Source organism: Marinobacterium aestuarii (assembly GCF_001651805.1).
Taxonomy (GTDB): Bacteria; Pseudomonadota; Gammaproteobacteria; order Pseudomonadales; family Balneatricaceae; genus Marinobacterium_A; species Marinobacterium_A aestuarii.
Genome location: NZ_CP015839.1, coordinates 60,521 through 78,117, shown reverse-complemented (window position 1 = coordinate 78,117; position 17,597 = coordinate 60,521). Strand labels below are relative to the sequence as shown.

Sequence of the window (17,597 nt, the reverse complement as noted above, 5' to 3'; positions counted from 1 at the left end):
CAACCTAACAATCTGTTGAAAAGCCTTGGCGGTCGACATCGCTATCCAGCGCTTCTATGAGACGACAGTGCTGCGCATTGTCGCTGTCACAGCATGCCAGCCGTACCAGTTCCTGCCGCATGGCCTGCAGATCAGCGATCTTGGCCTCCACATCCTGCAGATGCGCCCGGGTCAGCTGATCCGCCTCGTGACAGGGCTCCTGCGGATGATTCGCGAGCTGTAACAGAGTGCGGATCGCCTCAATGCCAAAGCCCAGCTCACGACCCCGACGGATAAAGCGCAGCCGCCTGGCCGCCGCATCCGTATAACGGCGATAGCCGTTGGCCGCCCGCTGCGGCGCCGGCAACAGGCCAATACGCTCGTAGTAGCGCACGGTTTCGAGATTCACCCCCGATGCCTTGCTCAGTTGCCCGATGGAATAGCTCTCAGCCATGACTTGACCCCGTAGTTGCTACAGGGTTTAGCATAACGGCTATAGTTGATCAGGTAACCCCAAAGGACGAAAAAATGGGCACACATTGCTGCGAACCACAGGAAAATACAGGACTGAATAGCGCCGCCTACCGCCGGGTACTCTGGATCGCATTGCTGCTCAATCTCGCCATGTTTGGCGTCGAGATGGTGGCTGGGATGAGGGCAGGCTCGGTATCGCTGCTGGCAGACTCGCTGGATTTCCTGGGCGATTCAGCCAACTACGGCATCAGCCTGTGGGTACTGGGACTGGGGCTGGCCATTCGAGCCAAAGCGTCGCTGCTAAAAGCCTTCAGCATGGCGGCATTTGGCATCTGGATACTGGGCACGGCGCTATGGCACCTGTACAGCGGAACTCTGCCAGATGCCTCTACCATGGGGGTTGTCGGCGCCCTGGCACTGGTCACCAACCTGGCCGTGGCCTGGCTGCTGTGGGCTTATCGCGACGGTGACAGCAATATGCGCAGCGTCTGGCTCTGCACCCGCAATGATGCCATCGGCAATGTCGCCGTGCTGCTGGCCGCCCTGGGGGTCTTTGGTACCCAAACCGCCTGGCCGGACCTGGCCGTGGGCACGCTGATGGCGGCTCTGGCACTGAGCAGCGCCTGGCAGGTCACGCGCAGCGCGCGACAGGAGCTGGCCCGCGCCTGAGTGTAGCCGGCACGTTCAGCTGCGGCTCGCAGGACAGGCCTGGGGAAAGAACGCCGTGAAGCGGGTGCAGCCCCCGCTGGATTCACAGGCCAGGCTGCCGCCATGGGACTGAACGATGGAGCGGGTGATGGCCAGGCCCAGTCCGGCATGGCTGCTTTGCCCCTCACGCCGGGCAGGATCGGCACGGTAAAAACGGTCAAACAGCCGCTCTATATGTTCAGGCGGAATCACCGACCCCACATTGCTGACACTGACTTCGAGGCCCTGTGTACCGGTGACAATATCCACCCTGACGGTGCCGCCCTCGACCGAATGCCGGATCGCATTGGACAGCAGATTAGATAGCGCCCGGCGCAGCATGGCGGCATCCCCCATCAGGGTGCCCTGGCCGGTGCAACACAGTGAAATGCCATCTTCCTCAGCTAGAAGCTCATAGTATTCAAATAGTTGTTTAACAAGTGCGAACATCTCAACCGGCTGGCGCTCGGGTACGATCAGGGCGTTATCGGCCTTGGCGATAAACAGCATCTGCTCCACCATCTTCGCCATGCGCTGCAGCTCTTCCAGATTCGAATAGAGCGCTTCGCGGTACTCCTCCGAGCGTCGCTGCCGTGACAGTACCACCTCGGTATGGGTAATCAGGTTACTGATGGGCGTGCGCAGTTCGTGAGCGATATCGGAGGAAAAGCTGGACAGCCGCACAAAGTCGTCGTCCAGACGCTGCAGCATGGCGTTGAAACTTTGCGCCAGCCCCTGCAACTCGCCCGGCACGTCATCCATAGGGATACGACCGGACAGTGACTGCGCCGATATCGACGACACCACCTGGGTTACCGAGCGCACAGGTCTGAGGCCATTGCGTGCCACCAGCCAACCCAGTCCTGCGCTGAACAGGGCACAGAGGGAGAAGGCAATCCAGAACCAGTGGGTCAGCGAGTGCAGATAGCGCTGATGCAGGGTACTGTCGAGCACCAGCTCGATACGCAACGTTCGCCCCCCCGGCAATTGCAGCTCGCGATTGAGTCCACGGTAAAACCTGTCCTGACTTTCCCACTCCCAGGGCTGACCGCTCAGGCCCGCCAGCAGGCGGGCGGGCACCTGGAGCGCGGCGGGTTCGGCAAACCAGAGCTCGCCTTCGGGCCCGCGAATCATGGCCGCCAGCCCCGGATGATGGGACAGCAAGGCCCGGAGTTCCGGCAGGCGGCGCTCGAATGCCTGCCGATCCGTTACGGTCTGCAATATGCTCACCGCGCTCTGGGCCTTGCCGGACAGTTCCTGCTGATCCAGGATGCCAAAATGCATCATGCTCAGCTGCTTGAACAGTATACCCGCCAGCAGCAATACCGAGAGCACCGCCAGCGCAAACATCAGGCTCAGGCGCATCGTCAGTGACGGGATTCTCATGGATAAGAGCGCCTTTGCAGTGGGGATATTCCATATCCAGCCCGCCAGGCATTAATCCTGGGCGGCGAAACGTGCTCAGGACAGCGGAATTTCAAGCACATAGCCCATGCCGCGCACCGTCTGAATCAGCCGCGGGTTGTAACCGTCGTCGATCTTGCTGCGCAGGCGCCGTATCGCCACCTCGATCACGTTGGTGTCACTGTCAAAGTTCATGTCCCAGACCTGGGAGGCAATCAGCGACTTGGACAACACCTCCCCGCGCCGGCGCAGCAGCAGCTCGAGCAGGGCATACTCCTTGGCGGTCAGATCAATGCGCTTGCCGGCGCGATAGACCCTGCGCTTCATCAGCTCGACTTCCAGATCCGCGATCTGCAGGCGGGTCTGGGCCGGGGCCTGGCTGCTGCGCCGCAACAGGGTACGCACCCGGGCCAGCAGTTCGGAGAAGGCAAAGGGCTTGGTCAGGTAGTCATCGGCGCCGAGCTCCAGTCCCTTGACCCTATCGTCGACACCGTCACGGGCGGTCAGAAACAGTACCGGCAGCTCCTCACCGCGCTCGCGCAGCGCCCGGATGACGCCCCAGCCGTCCAGGCCCGGCATCATCACATCCAGGATCAACAGGCTGTACTGTTCATCCAGCACCCGTTGCAGGGCATCGGCACCGTTATCGGTGTGCTCCACACTGAAACCGGCCTCGGTCAGGCCTTTTTGCAGATAGGTACCAATCTTGGGCTCGTCTTCCGCCAGCAATATCTTCATGAACCAGGCCCCTTGCACTCGGTGTGCCCTTCATTCTGCCTCCAGGCTGCGGTCAACACCACAAGCTGACAGAAATGTAATCCGGGAGTCAGGCTGCTGTCAGGCACAGCGCCATACACTGGGTCTACTCAATTATTGAAACCCGAAAAGGATTACACCATGTTTTCGCTCAAGCCCCTTGTCGCGGCATTCTGTCTTTCTGCCCTGGCTCCCCTGGCCATGGCCGGCGGCACCCATGGAGGCCAGGGTGACGCACCCAACATCGGCAAGCCCGGCGATGCGTCCCAGGCCACGCGCACCGTATCCATCGCCCTCTATGACAACTACTACGAAGTCGACACGCTGGAAGTGAAAGCGGGCGAAACAGTGCGTTTCGAACTGAAGAATGAAGGCGCGCTGCTGCACGAGTTCAATATCGGTACCGCCGCAATGCACAAGAACCACCAGAGCGAAATGCTCAAGATGATGGAGCACGGCATGCTCACACCCACCGGCATGGTCGAAATGGACCACAGCGGCATGGAAGGCATGGAAGGCATGGAAGGCATGAAACATGACGACCCCAACAGCATTCTGCTGGCGCCGGGCGAGTCCAGGGTACTGACCTGGACCTTCTCCGGCGACGCTGAGCTGGAATTCGCCTGCAACATGCCAGGGCACTATCAGGCAGGCATGGTGGGTGAATTCTCCAGCAACTGATTCCCACCGTCCGCCATTTTAGGAGATCCTGATGCGATTCAGAATGATGCAAGGATTGATTCTGGCCATCGCCAGCCTGGCGCCCATTGGCGCCATGGCTGGAACCTACGATCTGGTCATCGACGAGCAGATCGTCAATATTACCGGCAAAGACAAAAAGGCCATGACCATCAACGGTCAACTGCCAGGGCCCACGCTGCGCTTCAAGGAAGGCGAGGACGTGACCATCAACGTCACCAACCGTCTGGACGTCGACAGCTCCATTCACTGGCACGGCATACTGCTGCCTTACCAAATGGATGGCGTGCCGGGTATCAGCTTTGACGGTATCAAGCCGGGCGAAACCTTCAGCTACCAGTTCCCGATCAAGCAGTCGGGCACCTACTGGTACCACAGCCACTCCGGTTTTCAGGAGCAGGAAGGCGTATTCGGCTCGATCGTGATCGAGGCGGAAAAGCGCGAGCCCTTCAAGGTCGACCGCGAGTACGTGGTGATGCTGTCCGACTGGTCCGATGAGACCGGCGATCAGATTTTCGCCAACCTCAAGGCCCAGAGCGACTACTACAACTATAGCCAGCAGACCGCCGGTGACTTCTTTGATGATGTGAAGACCAAAGGCTGGAGCGCAGCATTCAAGGATCGTCTGTCCTGGGGCAGCATGCGCATGATGCCCACCGACATCGCCGACGTATCTGGCTACACCTTCCTGATGAACGGCAAGGCGCCGGAAACCAACTGGACGGCGCTGTTCGAAAAGGGTGAGCGGATTCGCCTGCGCTTCATCAACGGCTCCGCCATGAGCTATTTCGATGTGCGCATTCCCGGTTTGGAAATGACCGTGGTGCAGTCCGATGGCAACAACGTGCAACCCGTCACCGTCGATGAGTTCCGCATCGCCGTCGCCGAGACCTACGATGTGATCGTGCGTCCGAGGGAAGACAAGGCCTTCACCATCTTCGCTGAATCCGTATCCCGTACCGGTTATGCCCGCGGCACCCTGGCACCGCGCGAAGGCATGGCGGCCGAGGTTCCTGAACAGCGTGATAGCCAGCTGCTCACCATGTCCGACATGAGCATGGCCAGCATGGGTGGCATGGACCACTCCAGCATGGCCGGCATGGAAAACATGAAAGGCATGGATCACTCCAAGATGGCCGGCATGGAAGGCATGGCTGGAATGGAAGCTATGGACCATTCCAAAATGATGATGGGCGCCTCTTCTGCCAACAGTGATTACGCACCTGGCAGCGGCCTCGCGCCTGAAGCAGCCAACGGTGGCAAGTTCCTGGTATACGCCGACCTCAAGGCCCAGACCCCCTTCGCCGACTACCGGGAACCGGATCGCGAAATCGAGCTGCGCCTCACCGGCAATATGGAACGCTACTTCTGGTCCATCAACGGTATCAAGTACTCCGATGCAGAGCCGGTACGCCTGAAAATGGGTGAGCGGGTACGCATCAAGTTCGTCAACGACACCATGATGATGCACCCCATGCACCTGCATGGCATGTGGATGCAGCTCGACAAGGGCAATGGCCGCTTCAACCCGCTCAAGCACACCGTTAACGTGGCACCCAATACCACGCTGACCGTCGATGTGCCTGTGGATGCACTGGGCCAGTGGGCTTTCCACTGCCACCTGATGTATCACATGGCTGCGGGCATGTTCCGCAAGGTAATCGTCGAGGAGGCCGTCGTACAGACTGCGGCTCAATGAGGAAGGGGAACTGCATGACCGTCAAAAAGACAGCCTGCGCATCCGCGTTACTGCTGGGGGCAACCCTGGCACTGGGTGTTTCGTCTCTCGCCAGCGCAGAGATGAAAGACGACTCCATCATGACCAAGTTCATGCTGGACCGTTTCGAAGTCCGCCACCAGGACGGCGACGACCTGCTGAGCTGGGAAGCCCAGATCAATGCCCGTACCGACTATCAGGGCATGGCTTTCAAGACCAGCGGCGAGCGCCTGAACAACGGGCCGGCCGAGAGCGCCGAACACCAGCTGCTGTATCAGCGCCTGGTGTCGGACTTTTTCGATGCCCAGTTTGGTATCCGCTACGACAATCAGCCAGGACCATCCCGTACCTATGCCGTGGCAGGGTTGCAGGGACTGGCGCCTTACTGGTTTGAAGTAGATGCCAACCTGTTCCTGAGCGACGAAGGCGACGCTTCGGCCCGTATCGAAGCCGAATACGATCTGCTGCTGACCCAGAAACTGGTACTGCAGCCCTCGGCTGAAATCACCGTCGCCTTTAGTGACGACGAGGAAATCGGTGTGGGTTCCGGCCTCAGCAGCGCTGAAGTCGGCATCCGCTTGCGCTATGAACTCAGCCGCAAGTTCGTGCCCTATGTTGGGATCAACTGGGAGAAGTCCTTCGGCGATACCGCAGACTTTGCCCGCGCGGAAGGCGAAGATACCGAAGTCGGTTCCCTGGTAATCGGCGTCTCTGCCTGGTTCTGACCAGTGCCGTCGGCACTCAATTCACGGGGAGCGGGGCTTTCGCCGGCCGGCCTATTTCAGATCGAACACAAACGCGCTTTCCACCAGAGAGCCCGCCTGCAGCAGTTGCACTCGGGCGCGCCAGGCCATGGCATGAGCATGCCCTGGCAACGTCAGGGTACCGTTAAAATGCCCGGAGCCTGCAGGCAGCAGCGCCAGCTCATTGACGCCCATAAACATGTCAACGCCCTCGAACTCAATGCGGGCACTGTCGGGCTCCATGCCCCGGACCTTGAGACTGAAGTTCAGTGGCTGGTAGGACGCCAGCACGGGAGCCTCAACCGCCAGCTCAACACTCAGTTCGCCACGACTGGCGACACAGGCCCCCTGGGCAAAGTCACAGGCCGGTGCCCGTATAACCTCGCCGGACTGTAGCACCTCGCCCGCCCGACCCTCCGGCTGATAAAGCTTGGGAAACAGCAACACGGCTGCGAGGATCACAACCGAAAGCGCCACTACACCATATTTTTTCGCCGCAGCGCTGCTGCTGCCTGGAATTGCTGTCATCTGATGGCCCTGGTGCCTTAACACGGGTGAGACTGCTAGGGGGCTGTCCGACAATACTCAACCTACTGCGAACCACCTGAGTTTGGCTGTTTTATGTGCTGTTTTTCGTAAAATAGAACCACTATTCGCCTTAAAACACCGCAAAAACCAGCTCAAATCAGCCGGTTCTCGCTACGGTCAGCATTATCGGACGGCCTCCTAGTGCGCTGCGAGTCTATCACTCGCAGCGCGATTTAAAACCCGCCTCCCTTCGCCATGGCGATAACGCCAATCCATCAGGGATTCTGCCGCGCCCGCGCTATCAGGTTTTCAAAGGTCGCCTGATCCGCCGCGCCGCCAATAATTTCAGCGCCAATCACAAAACCCGGCGTACCTGTGATGCCCAGCGAACGGGCCAGAGCACGATTACGCGCAAACTGAGCGCTGATTGCCTCGGCCTGCATATCAGTTTTGAGCCTGTCGATATCCAGCCCGAGATCCGCCGCATACCCCAGAATCAGAGCCTCGCTGAGCCGGCCGGAAGAATTCATCATGGCGTTGTGCAGTTCCAGATACTTGCCCTGAGCGTCTGCTGCCAGGGCCGCACGGGCAGCATACTCGGAGACGGGCCCCAGAATCGGGAACTCCTTGTAAACGATACGCAGCTCGGTGTCCTGCTGCTCGAGCGCACTCATGACCGGCGCAACCTTCTTGCAGTAGGTGCAGTTGTAGTCAAAAAACTCCACCACAGTCACATCCCCCTCGGGATTGCCGCCCACGGGCGCCTCAGGATCGGCCAGCAGCTGGGCGCTGCTCTGCCCGATGATCGCCTTCACCCGCTCTTCCTTTTGCACTTGCTGCTGCGCCTGGTACAGCTGAATTGCCTGCACCACTATCTCGGGATTACTGAGGATATAGTCCTTCACGCGCTGCTCGAACTCGGCCGTGGCGGGCTGGCTCTGCTCGGGCTCAGCAGCGTTGGCCTGGGTCGCCATGGCGATGGCCAAGCCCAGCCCAGCGACGGCGATTCCCTGCAGTATTCGCCAGGCAATGCCCTGGGGCACGGGCCCTTGTATTACTCCTGCTTGCATCGGCTTTCCCTCTGAATTCAATAAGATGCCGGGTAGCGCGGCCGGTAAGGCCGCTCAGTACTGCCGGGTTTTGTCTTGCTGCCAGGCCTGGATTTTCGGCGACCAGTGACTCTTTATAAATGCCAGCAAGCTCCAGACCTGCGCATCACTGAGCTGCCCACCGAAGGCTGGCATGTCACTCTCGTAACCGGCCGGCGCATAGGGTGGCACCAGGCCACTGCGGATAATGCCGAACAATACCTGATCAGGGTGGTGCCAGGTATGGCCGCTTTCATCATGGGGCGGCGCCGGCATGCGTCCGCTGGGCAGTCGTTTCTCCCAGTTGGGCTGACCCTGCAGCCGCTCCAGGTGGCAGGCGACACAGTATTGCCCATAGAGTTGTTTTCCTGCGGTCACCTGGGCTGCGTCCTGCGGATTCGCTTTGCTGCCCGCTGGGGCCAGCCACTGCACCAGCAGGGCGCCACCCAGTGCCAGCACCAGCAGCGCTGCCAGCAGCCACGGCATGATACTTGAACCCTTAGTCGTCGCCCTAGCCATGCTGACGCCCAGCAGCTTGACGCAGATACTTCACCTGCGCCGCAATCAGCAAAACTGTCACGCTGACCGACAAGACGCCGATCAGCGCCATCATCCAGTGACCGGCACCCATGCACGCCATCATCGCATTCATTGATGTTACTCCTGTGCGCCTGCCTGCGTTATTTACAACGCCCAGACATAGCCTATTCGATGGCAAAGACCTTGGGCATGCCCTCGGCGAGTTCATAGATCTTCAGAGGCTCGGTTTTCTGCCCACCCATACCGGGGGAGCCCGCGGGCATGCCCGGTACGGAAATACCGCGAATCTGCGGCCGCTCCGCCAGCAGCCGGCGGATCGAGGCTGCCGGTACATGGCCTTCAACCACATAGCCATCAATCAGCAGGGTATGGCAGCCTTCAAGTTTTTCCGGCACACCGTTTTGCTGCTTGAAGGCCGCCAGGGTGTCGGTCGCGACCACCTCGATCTCGAACCCTTGCTCTTCAAGGTAATCGGCATGCCCCTGGCAACAGCCGCATTGCGGATTCTTGTACAGGGTGCCCTTGATGGGTTCTGCGGCCCAAATCAGCCCAGACAGCGTCAGCCCGATAACGAGTGTCAGTGTGTGCAAAAGTTTCATGGTCATTTCCTCAACAGAATAAAAGACGACACTCCACGGGGCGGCTGGTCACGCCGGGACGCGTGACAAGGCAAGAATCAGCAAGATATAGCGCTCCCGTGAAAGGACGTTGAACAGAGTCAAAGGCCGTCTGTACAGACAACCGGATAAACGTCAGACAAACAGGGATAGCCGGGGAGGCTGAGGCTCGGGAGACGGGGTGAGTGAAGCATGAAAATGAGGCAGAGGCGCCCGCAGCATTGCACGCGGCAGCATGAGAGGTACTTTGGCACTGTCGAGCACAGCCGGTACGCTGGCGCAGGTGCCGCTGACACAGTCCGTCAGCAGGCTGTCATTGTCATCACAGCCACCGCAGTTGTCCATGCTGTCCATCTGACCCATCTGGGTGGCGGACATGGACATCATCTGCGCATCCATCTGAATACGCACGCTGCTCTGCAAAGACAGGCTCAGTAGCAGGCATATCAGTGCGAAGACCGCCAGAAGGCGCTGTGTGCTGAGGATTTTCATGGTGCCTGAATTAAAGCATGGGCCCTGCAGCGGATCAAGGCGCCACGGCGTGCGGACAAGGATCCGCAAGCACCATACCGTCACGGCGATTTTGGGCTTAACTGGCGGCAAAAGACGTTAAAACACGACATAACATTGCCTTGAGCAGGGTATCACCTTATTCTATCGGGTTTTTCCGCCGCCGCGTTCTGTCTCTATTTCCATGGAACCCGGCGCGCGCGGTACCGGCGAGTCTTTTAATATCGTTTTCCCGTGCGTCCGATGCATTTTTCGGGCGGCCCCTGCGCGGGCTGCGGGGTATCGCGCCTTGCCAATTTCCCGTTTTGATTTAGCTGACAGGACAATGTGATGAGTGTAAAAGTCGCCATTGTAATGGGGTCCCGTTCCGACTGGCCCACCATGAAAGAGGCTGCCGACATTCTGGATACACTGGGTGTGTCCTACCATGCCGAGGTGGTCTCCGCCCACCGTACGCCGGACAAGATGTTCAGTTTCGCCGAAGAAGCCGCCGAGCGTGGTTATGAAGTCATTATCGCCGGTGCCGGCGGTGCCGCCCATCTGCCTGGCATGATCAGCAGCAAGACGCTGGTGCCGGTACTGGGCGTGCCCGTACAGAGCAAGGCCCTCAGCGGCATGGACAGCCTCTATTCCATCGTGCAGATGCCCCGCGGCGTGACCGTCGGCACCCTGGCGATAGGCGGCGCTGGTGCCTTTAACGCCGGCCTCATGGCCATACAGATGCTGGCCGTCCACGATCCGGCTTTGCGCGAGCGCCTGCAGCAATGGCGCACGGCCCAGTCCCAGACGGTACTGGACAACCCGGACCCCAGGAGCTGAATGATGCTGCCACGTATCGCCATTATCGGTAACGGCCAGCTGGGTCGCATGCTCAAGCAGGCCGGCGCCCCCATGGGCATCGAAGTGCTGCCCTGCGATCCAAGCCTCGATGAGCCGGTAGAGCTCAAACCCGACGATGTTATCACCGTCGAACAGGAGCTCTGGCCCGATACGCCACGCAGCCGCCAGCTGACGGCTCACCCGGGCTTTCTCAATGCCCGGGCCACCCAGTTGATCCGCGACCGCCTGAGCGAGAAGAGCCTGCTCGATCACCTCAAGGTCGGTACCGCACCCTGGTGCAACGTCACCCCGGATCACACCACTGAACATCTGGCGCTGGTGGGCGACAAGCTCGTCATCAAGCGTCGCCAGGGCGGTTATGACGGCCGCGGGCAGTGGCGCTGGAAACAGGGCGAGCCGGCGCTGGATGAGTGGCTGGGCGAATGCATCGCCGAGAAAATGATCCCCTTCGATGAAGAAGTATCCCTGGTGGGTGCCCGCGGTCACGATGGCAAATGCGTCTTCTACCCGCTGACCCTCAACCTGCACCAGCAGGGCATACTGCACGCCAGCGTCGGCGGGCTGAAACGCCTGCAGCCCCTGCAGGCCCAAGCCGAAGAGTGGCTGACCCGCATCATGGTTGAACTCGACTATGTCGGCGTCATGGCGATGGAGTGCTTCGTTGTGGACGGCACCCTGCTGGTGAACGAGCTGGCACCGCGCGTACACAACAGCGGCCACTGGACCCAGGCCGGAGCCAACCCCAGTCAGTTCCAGCTACACCTGCGCGCCGTAACGGACCTGCCGCTGTTTACGCCGGCGGTCGATGGCCTCAGCGTGATGTGGAACCTGCTCGGGCGCGACTGGTCCACCGACTGGCTGGCAGTACCGGGCTGCGACGTGCACTGGTACGAAAAGGACATTCGCCCGGGCCGCAAGGTCGGGCACGTCAACCTGCACCGTGGCGCCGTGGCCGATCTGCAGGCCAGCATCACTCAACTGGCCGCCTTGCTGCCGGAAGACGACCGCAGCCCGCTGCACTGGGCACTGCACGAGATCCAGGCCGACAGCTCCGCCTGACGCTTCCCTGCCACAACGCATACAAAAAACCGCTGCAGGAAAAATCCTGCAGCGGTTTTTTATTGCCCGCCGCCGACCGAGTGGTTCAGGCTGCTTCGTCCGACTTCAAGGTTGCGGGCGAACCGCGCCGCCACCACCTGCGCAGGTCCTCCAGCACCATGTAATTTACCGGCACCATCAGCAGGGTAATAAAGGTGGCGAACAGAATGCCAAAACCCAGTGACACCGCCATGGGAATGAGGAACTGCGCCTGGGTCGACTCCTCGAACAGCAGGGGCATAAGCCCGAAGAAGGTGGTCAGGGATGTCAGCAGCACAGGGCGAAAACGGGAACTGCCCGCCGACAGTACAGAACGCAGCAGCGCCCGCTCACTGCTATCGGACTTGGCCCGGCGCTTGTTGATGAAATCCACCAGCACCAGGCTATCGTTGACCACCACACCGATCAGGGCCATGAGCCCCATCATGCTCATGATGGTCAGATCCATACCCATGATCCAGTGGCCAATCACCGCGCCTATGGCACCAAAGGGAATCACCGACATCACAATCAGCGGCTGCAGATAGGAGCGGAACGGAATCGCCAGCAGGCTGTAAATCACGAACAGCACGAACGCCAGGCCCAGCTGCAGCGAGCCGAAGGACTCCTGCTGCTCCCGCGCCTCACCTTCGAGGCTGTAGGACACCCCCGGATACTGTTGCATCAGATCATCCAGGAAGCTGCGCATATCCTCGGTCAGCACCGTCATGTTGGTGCTTTCCTTGTCCAGATCGGCGGTCACGCTGACAGTACGAAAACGGTCAATGCGATAGATAGCCGCCGGACTCTTGCCAGGCTTGAGCGCCGCCACATGGGACAGCGGCACCGCACTGCCATCGTCGAGACGAATCAGCAAGCCCTGCAGGCTGGCAACCGACTGGCGCTCCGATTCCGGCAGCCGCACCATGACCCGCACATCATCACGTCCGCGCTGCACCCGCTGCACTTCGATACCGAAAAAGGCCTGTCGCACCTGGCTGATCAGCTGCGATCGGGTCAGCCCCAGCGCCTCGCCCTGGGCTGTCAGCTCCAGCTGAATTTCCTCCTTGCCATCGGACAGGTTGTCGACGATATCGAACAGGGTCGGGTAGGTCGAAAGGCGAGTCTTGACCTTGTCCGCCACCTCGGACAGCCTGCGCAGATCCTGGCCACTGAGCTGGATATCAACCGGATCACTCACGCGGCCAAACTCGGCGCGATAGGTGAGGGACTCGGCCCCCGGCACCTGACCCACGGCATTGCGCCACTCACGCACCAGCTCTGAACTGGTCACCTCGCTGGAGCGCTGCTCCGGCGACAGAATTTCAAACCGCACTGAGCCGGTATGGGAACTGCCGCCAGCGGAGCCCGTGCTCGCCAGAATATTCAGGATCACGCTTTGGCCCGAAACCGGATCGCGGTACTTGTCCTTCAGTGCCCGGGCTTCGTCCACCATGCGCACAATATAGCGATCGGTCACCTCGAACGGCGTGCCGGTGGGCAGTGTCAGTGACGCCCGCGCCGTTTCGCTCTGGATGCGCGGGAAGAACACGAAGCGTGTCCAGCCGCTCAGAATCATGCTGAGGATCAGGATAAGAATGCCGCCAAAGAGCGCCAGGGTCACATAGCGGTGCCGCAGACACTGCTTGAGCAGGGGTCTGTAATAGCGCAGCACCGCACGCTCGAAACCATCGGCGAAGCCCTGCTGCCAGCGCTCCAGCCGGGATTGCCCCGCCGCATGCTGGCGCAGGCGGATATGCTTGAGGTGTGCGGGCAATACAAACTTGGACTCGATCAGGGAGAACAGCAGCACCGGAATCACCACCGCCGGAATCTGCGCAAAAAATACGCCGCGACCGCCTTCGATAAACGCCAGCGGCAGGAAAGCCGCCACCGTGGTGAGCACGCCGAAGGTCACCGGGATGGCGACTTCTTCGGTACCGCGAATGGCCGCGTGCAGGCTGCTTTCGGCCCGGCGCATATGACTGTAGACGTTCTCCCCGGTGACAATGGCGTCGTCCACGACGATCCCCAGTACCAGAATAAAGCCAAACAGACTCATGATGTTCAGGCTGACACCGAACACCGGTAGCAACAGGAAGGCCCCCATAAAGCTGATCGGTATGCCCAGAAATACCCAGAAGGCGATGGACGGACGCAGAAACAGCGTCAGCAGTAACAACACCAGAATGCCGCCCTGCAACGCATTGGACAGCAGGGTATTCAGACGCTTTTTCACCACCTCGGAGTCGTCATCCCAGAAACTCAGGGTCATGCCTTCCGGCAGGGTTGCCTGCTGCCGCTCGATATAGTCCTTCACGGCATCGGCCACACCTATGGCACTCTGGTTGCCCACCCGGTACACCTCGATCAACGCTGCCTGCTGGCCGTTAAAGCGGGTGCGCAGCGACGTTTCCTCGAAACCATCATTGACCCGCGCCAGATCCCCCAGGCGGATAATGCTGCCATCCGGATTGGTCTTGATCACCAACCGCTCGAACTCGTCACGCTGGTAGGCCTGCCCCTTGGAGCGCAGCAGAATATCGCCGCCATCGGTACGCAGGTTACCCGCAGAGAGGTCGACGGAACCGCCGTCGATGGCGGCGGAAATATCCGCCAGGGTCAGGCCGTACTCACGCAGACGATCCTGGGTCAGCTCAACCGAAATTTCATAATCGCGCACCGCATCCAGATCAACCTGAGTCACCTCGGGCAGACGCGACAGGTCATCCCGCACCCGCTCGGCGTACTCCTTGATTTCGCGCTCGGAAAAATCCCCCGACACCGTCACCGACAGCACCTCACGCTTGCGCGTTGCCAGGCTGATCACCGGCCGGTCCGCGTCCGCAGGCAGGGTGTTGATGCCATCAACACGGCTTTTGATATCCGCCAGCAGCTCACGCGGGTCGTAGTCGCTGTCTATTTCGATATCGATCGAGGCCGCGCCCTCCTGGGAACGGCTGCTGATCTTCTCGATGCCCTCCAGATCCTGAACGGCTTCCTCAATGCGTACCGTCACGCCCTGTTCCACATCCTCAGGCGTGGCGCCGCGCAGCGACACCGAGACCTTGACCACATCGGCCACGAAAGACGGAAACACTTCCAGCGGAATACGGGTCGTCAGCGACATGATGCCGCCGAACAGAATGCACACCATCAGCAGATTGGCGGCAACGTGGTTACGGGCAAACCAGGCGATCATGATCCGCCCCCCTTGTTACCGTCACGTTTGCCCTCACGCTTGCCAGGCCGGGCCGTCGCATCCGCTTCGGCGCCATTCACCTGGATGTCATTTGTGACCTGTACGCGGGTGCCACTGCTGACCTGACCCAGCGCCGTCGTCACCAGCTGTTCACCGGCCTTGAGGCCTGTGCCGATCAGAGCTTCGCTGTCGTTCTGCCACAACACCTCGACCTCCTGGCGCCGCAGCAGCCCATCATCCACCAGATAGACATAGCTGCCCTGGTACAGAGTCCTGTTGGGGATCACCAGCACCGCCTGCAACAGCCGGCCCTCGACCTGCGCACTGACATACTGATTGATCTTCAGCGGCTGGCGCCCCTTGGCCTTGAGTCCGTAAGGGTCATCGATCACCGCCACCACATGCAGCTGCTGGCTGCTGCTATCAATGGCGCCCTCGGTACGCACTATGGCCCCCTGCCAACTCTGGCTGCCCGCCAGGGTGGAGTGCAGCGTAACCGCCGGCAGCGCCTGTTCTGGCGCGTTGTCAAAACGGTAGGCTTCGGGCAGGCGGATATACTCCAGATCCTGGTTTTTCAGTGGCAACCGCACCTCGACATAATCGATGGCGTAGATTTCTGCCAGGGTGGTACCGCTATTGACCAGCTGCCCGACATCCACCGACTTGGACAGTACTCGCCCGGCAAAGGGCGCGAGAATACGGGTACGCTCCAGATTCAGCTGTGCCTGACGCACAGCGGCCTGCGCCGAGCCCATACTGGCCCTGGCGGCAGCCAGCTGTGGCTGGCGTGACACCAGCGCAGGCGGTGCCTCGCTGTTCCCCAACCGACGCCAGTCCTGTATCGCCTGCTCAGCCTGGGCCTGCTCTTCCTGCAACGCCTGCTCGGCCTGGGCCAGATTCGCCCGCGCCGTGGCCAGGGCCGCTTCGTAATCCCGGGCATCGATACGCAGCAGCAGATCACCCTGTTCAAAGAAGCCGCCTTCACGGAAACCCGCACCGACCTCCAGTATTTCCCCCGCCACCTGGGGCAGCAATGTACTTTGGGTACGCGGGCGCACAACACCATAACTTTGCAGCTGAACCTGATAGTCCTGCGGCTGCAGCACCTGAACGTCAACGCGTACGCTGGGTACCGGCGGGCTGCTGTTACGGCTGGCTTCGGGTCGATTGAGCATTATCAGTGCAGCCACAGCCACGAAGACCGCGAACACAAAAATGGGGAGGATTTTTCTGATCATGCGTCTTGATCGCCAGATAGGGTTGCGGACGGAATGGAGGGCAGCGCAGCCACAGGGGAAAGAGCAGCGGCGGTGTCAGGCGAGGCTTCGGCCGGGGCAAAATCGCCCCCCAGGGCACGGTACAGGGCCACGCGGTTGGTCAGCAGGTCGGCTCGCAGACCGATAACGGTACTCTGGGCATCCAGCGAGCGCCGCTGGGCTTCCAGCACAGTGTTGTATTCCACTAGCCCCTTGCGGTACTGCGCAAACGCCAGTTCCTCGGCCAGCAGCGCGTTGCGCTCGGCCTGCAGGTACTGCTCATACTGTTGCTGCAACGCGCTGGCGCGGCTCAGGGCGGTTTCAACCTCGGCAAAGGCACTGAAAACCAGCCCCAGATACTGCTGTTCGAGTTGCTCCACCCGCGCCTGGGCCTGGGCTTCACCGGCCTTGAGGCGTCCGGCATTGAATAAGGGCTGCGTCAGCCCACTGGCCAAAGACCAGGCCAGGCTGCCGCCCAGCAGATCCGACAGGCGGCTGGCGCTGTCTCCCAGGCTCGCGCTGATAGTCAGGCTGGGAAAGCGCTGCTTGTGCGCCACGGCAAGGGCGGCATCGGCGGCCAGCAGCGCCATCCAGCTTGAAGTCAGATCGGGACGGCGGCGCAACAAGGTTCCCGGCACACCGGCCGGCAGCGCCGAGTCGAGCACCGGCAGGGCATCGAGAGGCTCCCAGCGGCCGTCGGGATAGCGCCCCAGCAACAGTTGCAGGCTACGCACAGCCTCGGTGCGGGACTGGCGCTGCTCCGCCACCCGGGCCTGCTCACTCTGTACATCATTGCGTGCCAGATACACATCCAGCGCGCTGCCAAGACCGAGTCGGTAGCCTGACTCGATAATCTCCAGATTCTGCTCCAGGTTGCTCAGGCGACGGCTGAACAGCACCAAACGCTGCTCTACGGTCTGCAATTCGAACCAGGCAGAGGCCAGATCACTGGCCAGTGCCAGCCGGGCGCCGGCAAGATCAGCCCGGCGCGCTGCCAGGGTCAGAGTAGCCTCGCGCTCGCTGTCACTCAGTTTGCCCCACAGGTCCAGCTCCCAACCCAGACTCAGGTCGGCGTCCAGGCTGGACACCCCGTTGCCGCTGCCATTGCCACTGCGCCCGGCGTCAAAATCGAATTCCAGCTCGGGATAGAGCGGGGCTCCCGTGATCACCAGGCTCTGTTCTGCCTGGCGCACCAACGCGCGTTGCTCGGCCAGGCTGTAACTGCCCACCAAAGCTTCATGCACCAGGGACTCCAGCGTCGGATCAGCCAGACTCTGCAGCCAGCCGGGCGCAGGCTCTTCGTTTTCAGTACCGGCGCTTTGCCACTGATCGGGGAACTCTGACGATAGAGTGTCCGTGCGGATAACGCCGCTGCTACAACCGGCCAGCAACAGCGACAACAGACTTGAATAGAGCAGGGGCCTGAGCTTGAACACGCGTTCCGGGTCTCCTGTGGTCAAAAGGCAACAGTATCGAGCCT

Annotated in this window: 18 protein-coding genes; 6 read left to right on the top strand and 12 right to left on the bottom strand. The window is 60.7% G+C overall.

Annotated elements, in window-relative coordinates:
- Positions 1 to 4 precede the first annotated feature (4 nt).
- Complete coding sequence (locus A8C75_RS00330; RefSeq protein WP_067376486.1) at positions 5 to 433, bottom strand: MerR family transcriptional regulator; 429 nt, start codon at positions 431 to 433, stop codon at positions 5 to 7.
- A 74-nt stretch (positions 434 to 507) separates the two neighbouring features.
- Here A8C75_RS00330 and A8C75_RS00325 point away from each other — a divergent pair, with 74 nt between their 5' ends.
- Entirely contained in the window at positions 508 to 1,122 is a 615-nt protein-coding gene (locus tag A8C75_RS00325; RefSeq protein WP_067376483.1) for a cation efflux transmembrane domain-containing protein, read from the top strand.
- 15 nt (positions 1,123 to 1,137) lie between these two features.
- Here A8C75_RS00325 and A8C75_RS00320 read toward each other — a convergent pair whose 3' ends face one another.
- Complete coding sequence (locus A8C75_RS00320) at positions 1,138 to 2,526, bottom strand: heavy metal sensor histidine kinase (RefSeq protein WP_067376479.1); 1,389 nt, start codon at positions 2,524 to 2,526, stop codon at positions 1,138 to 1,140.
- Positions 2,527 to 2,601: 75 nt separating this feature from the next.
- Complete coding sequence (locus A8C75_RS00315; RefSeq protein WP_067376476.1) at positions 2,602 to 3,282, bottom strand: heavy metal response regulator transcription factor; 681 nt, start codon at positions 3,280 to 3,282, stop codon at positions 2,602 to 2,604.
- A 159-nt stretch (positions 3,283 to 3,441) separates the two neighbouring features.
- Between A8C75_RS00315 and A8C75_RS00310 the strand changes: the two genes are divergently transcribed.
- Genes A8C75_RS00310 through A8C75_RS00300 form a run of 3 tightly spaced genes read left to right on the top strand, consistent with a single transcriptional unit; the run spans position 3,442 to position 6,441 of the window.
- Positions 3,442 to 3,981 (top strand): cupredoxin domain-containing protein, encoded by a 540-nt coding sequence (locus A8C75_RS00310; RefSeq protein WP_067376473.1) that lies wholly within the window; start codon positions 3,442 to 3,444, stop codon positions 3,979 to 3,981.
- A gap of 31 nt (positions 3,982 to 4,012) precedes the next feature.
- Positions 4,013 to 5,698, top strand: coding sequence for a copper resistance system multicopper oxidase (locus tag A8C75_RS00305; RefSeq protein ID WP_084783602.1), 1,686 nt, complete (start codon positions 4,013 to 4,015; stop codon positions 5,696 to 5,698).
- Positions 5,699 to 5,712: 14 nt separating this feature from the next.
- Complete coding sequence (locus tag A8C75_RS00300) at positions 5,713 to 6,441, top strand: copper resistance protein B (RefSeq protein WP_067376466.1); 729 nt, start codon at positions 5,713 to 5,715, stop codon at positions 6,439 to 6,441.
- Positions 6,442 to 6,492: 51 nt separating this feature from the next.
- Here the strand turns inward: A8C75_RS00300 and A8C75_RS00295 are convergent, their stop codons facing one another.
- From A8C75_RS00295 to A8C75_RS00275, 6 genes are all read right to left on the bottom strand, one after another.
- Positions 6,493 to 6,987, bottom strand: coding sequence for a hypothetical protein (locus tag A8C75_RS00295; RefSeq protein ID WP_084783600.1), 495 nt, complete (start codon positions 6,985 to 6,987; stop codon positions 6,493 to 6,495).
- A 275-nt stretch (positions 6,988 to 7,262) separates the two neighbouring features.
- A complete protein-coding gene (locus A8C75_RS00290; RefSeq protein ID WP_067376463.1) occupies positions 7,263 to 8,057 on the bottom strand; it encodes a DsbA family protein in 795 nt (264 codons plus the stop codon).
- 54 nt (positions 8,058 to 8,111) lie between these two features.
- Positions 8,112 to 8,561 (bottom strand): c-type cytochrome, encoded by a 450-nt coding sequence (locus A8C75_RS00285; RefSeq protein WP_227819792.1) that lies wholly within the window; start codon positions 8,559 to 8,561, stop codon positions 8,112 to 8,114.
- A 25-nt stretch (positions 8,562 to 8,586) separates the two neighbouring features.
- Positions 8,587 to 8,727, bottom strand: coding sequence for a hypothetical protein (locus A8C75_RS23490; protein WP_157890187.1), 141 nt, complete (start codon positions 8,725 to 8,727; stop codon positions 8,587 to 8,589).
- A 52-nt stretch (positions 8,728 to 8,779) separates the two neighbouring features.
- Positions 8,780 to 9,214 (bottom strand): DUF411 domain-containing protein, encoded by a 435-nt coding sequence (locus A8C75_RS00280; protein WP_120785156.1) that lies wholly within the window; start codon positions 9,212 to 9,214, stop codon positions 8,780 to 8,782.
- Positions 9,215 to 9,367: 153 nt separating this feature from the next.
- Complete coding sequence (locus A8C75_RS00275; RefSeq protein ID WP_067376453.1) at positions 9,368 to 9,724, bottom strand: hypothetical protein; 357 nt, start codon at positions 9,722 to 9,724, stop codon at positions 9,368 to 9,370.
- Positions 9,725 to 10,072: 348 nt separating this feature from the next.
- Between A8C75_RS00275 and purE the strand changes: the two genes are divergently transcribed.
- Both purE and purK read left to right on the top strand, forming a co-directional pair.
- On the top strand, positions 10,073 to 10,561 hold the full coding sequence (gene purE, locus A8C75_RS00270) for a 5-(carboxyamino)imidazole ribonucleotide mutase (protein ID WP_067376449.1): 489 nt from the start codon (positions 10,073 to 10,075) through the stop codon (positions 10,559 to 10,561).
- A complete protein-coding gene (gene purK / locus A8C75_RS00265; RefSeq protein ID WP_084783598.1) occupies positions 10,562 to 11,641 on the top strand; it encodes a 5-(carboxyamino)imidazole ribonucleotide synthase in 1,080 nt (359 codons plus the stop codon). It abuts the gene before it with no gap.
- Positions 11,642 to 11,726: 85 nt separating this feature from the next.
- Here the strand turns inward: purK and A8C75_RS00260 are convergent, their stop codons facing one another.
- Genes A8C75_RS00260 through A8C75_RS00250 form a run of 3 tightly spaced genes read right to left on the bottom strand, consistent with a single transcriptional unit; the run spans position 11,727 to position 17,553 of the window.
- Complete coding sequence (locus tag A8C75_RS00260) at positions 11,727 to 14,861, bottom strand: efflux RND transporter permease subunit (protein WP_067376448.1); 3,135 nt, start codon at positions 14,859 to 14,861, stop codon at positions 11,727 to 11,729.
- The gene (locus A8C75_RS00255; protein WP_084783597.1) at positions 14,858 to 16,099 is read right to left on the bottom strand and encodes an efflux RND transporter periplasmic adaptor subunit; all 1,242 of its coding nucleotides are present in this window, start codon (positions 16,097 to 16,099) and stop codon (positions 14,858 to 14,860) included. The genes A8C75_RS00260 and A8C75_RS00255 overlap by 4 nt, the downstream gene beginning before the upstream one ends.
- Positions 16,096 to 17,553, bottom strand: a complete 1,458-nt coding sequence (locus A8C75_RS00250; protein ID WP_067376443.1) for an efflux transporter outer membrane subunit — start codon at positions 17,551 to 17,553, stop codon at positions 16,096 to 16,098. The genes A8C75_RS00255 and A8C75_RS00250 overlap by 4 nt, the downstream gene beginning before the upstream one ends.
- Positions 17,554 to 17,597 lie beyond the last annotated feature (44 nt).

Coding starts and splice junctions, on each gene's coding strand:
- A8C75_RS00330 (WP_067376486.1), bottom strand. CDS start 433: ATGGCTGAGAGCTATTCCATCGGGCAACTGAGCAAGGCATCGGGGGTG.
- A8C75_RS00325 (WP_067376483.1), top strand. CDS start 508: ATGGGCACACATTGCTGCGAACCACAGGAAAATACAGGACTGAATAGC.
- A8C75_RS00320 (WP_067376479.1), bottom strand. CDS start 2,526: ATGAGAATCCCGTCACTGACGATGCGCCTGAGCCTGATGTTTGCGCTG.
- A8C75_RS00315 (WP_067376476.1), bottom strand. CDS start 3,282: ATGAAGATATTGCTGGCGGAAGACGAGCCCAAGATTGGTACCTATCTG.
- A8C75_RS00310 (WP_067376473.1), top strand. CDS start 3,442: ATGTTTTCGCTCAAGCCCCTTGTCGCGGCATTCTGTCTTTCTGCCCTG.
- A8C75_RS00305 (WP_084783602.1), top strand. CDS start 4,013: ATGCGATTCAGAATGATGCAAGGATTGATTCTGGCCATCGCCAGCCTG.
- A8C75_RS00300 (WP_067376466.1), top strand. CDS start 5,713: ATGACCGTCAAAAAGACAGCCTGCGCATCCGCGTTACTGCTGGGGGCA.
- A8C75_RS00295 (WP_084783600.1), bottom strand. CDS start 6,987: ATGACAGCAATTCCAGGCAGCAGCAGCGCTGCGGCGAAAAAATATGGT.
- A8C75_RS00290 (WP_067376463.1), bottom strand. CDS start 8,057: ATGCAAGCAGGAGTAATACAAGGGCCCGTGCCCCAGGGCATTGCCTGG.
- A8C75_RS00285 (WP_227819792.1), bottom strand. CDS start 8,561: ATGCCGTGGCTGCTGGCAGCGCTGCTGGTGCTGGCACTGGGTGGCGCC.
- A8C75_RS23490 (WP_157890187.1), bottom strand. CDS start 8,727: ATGAATGCGATGATGGCGTGCATGGGTGCCGGTCACTGGATGATGGCG.
- A8C75_RS00280 (WP_120785156.1), bottom strand. CDS start 9,214: ATGAAACTTTTGCACACACTGACACTCGTTATCGGGCTGACGCTGTCT.
- A8C75_RS00275 (WP_067376453.1), bottom strand. CDS start 9,724: ATGAAAATCCTCAGCACACAGCGCCTTCTGGCGGTCTTCGCACTGATA.
- purE (WP_067376449.1), top strand. CDS start 10,073: ATGAGTGTAAAAGTCGCCATTGTAATGGGGTCCCGTTCCGACTGGCCC.
- purK (WP_084783598.1), top strand. CDS start 10,562: ATGATGCTGCCACGTATCGCCATTATCGGTAACGGCCAGCTGGGTCGC.
- A8C75_RS00260 (WP_067376448.1), bottom strand. CDS start 14,861: ATGATCGCCTGGTTTGCCCGTAACCACGTTGCCGCCAATCTGCTGATG.
- A8C75_RS00255 (WP_084783597.1), bottom strand. CDS start 16,099: ATGATCAGAAAAATCCTCCCCATTTTTGTGTTCGCGGTCTTCGTGGCT.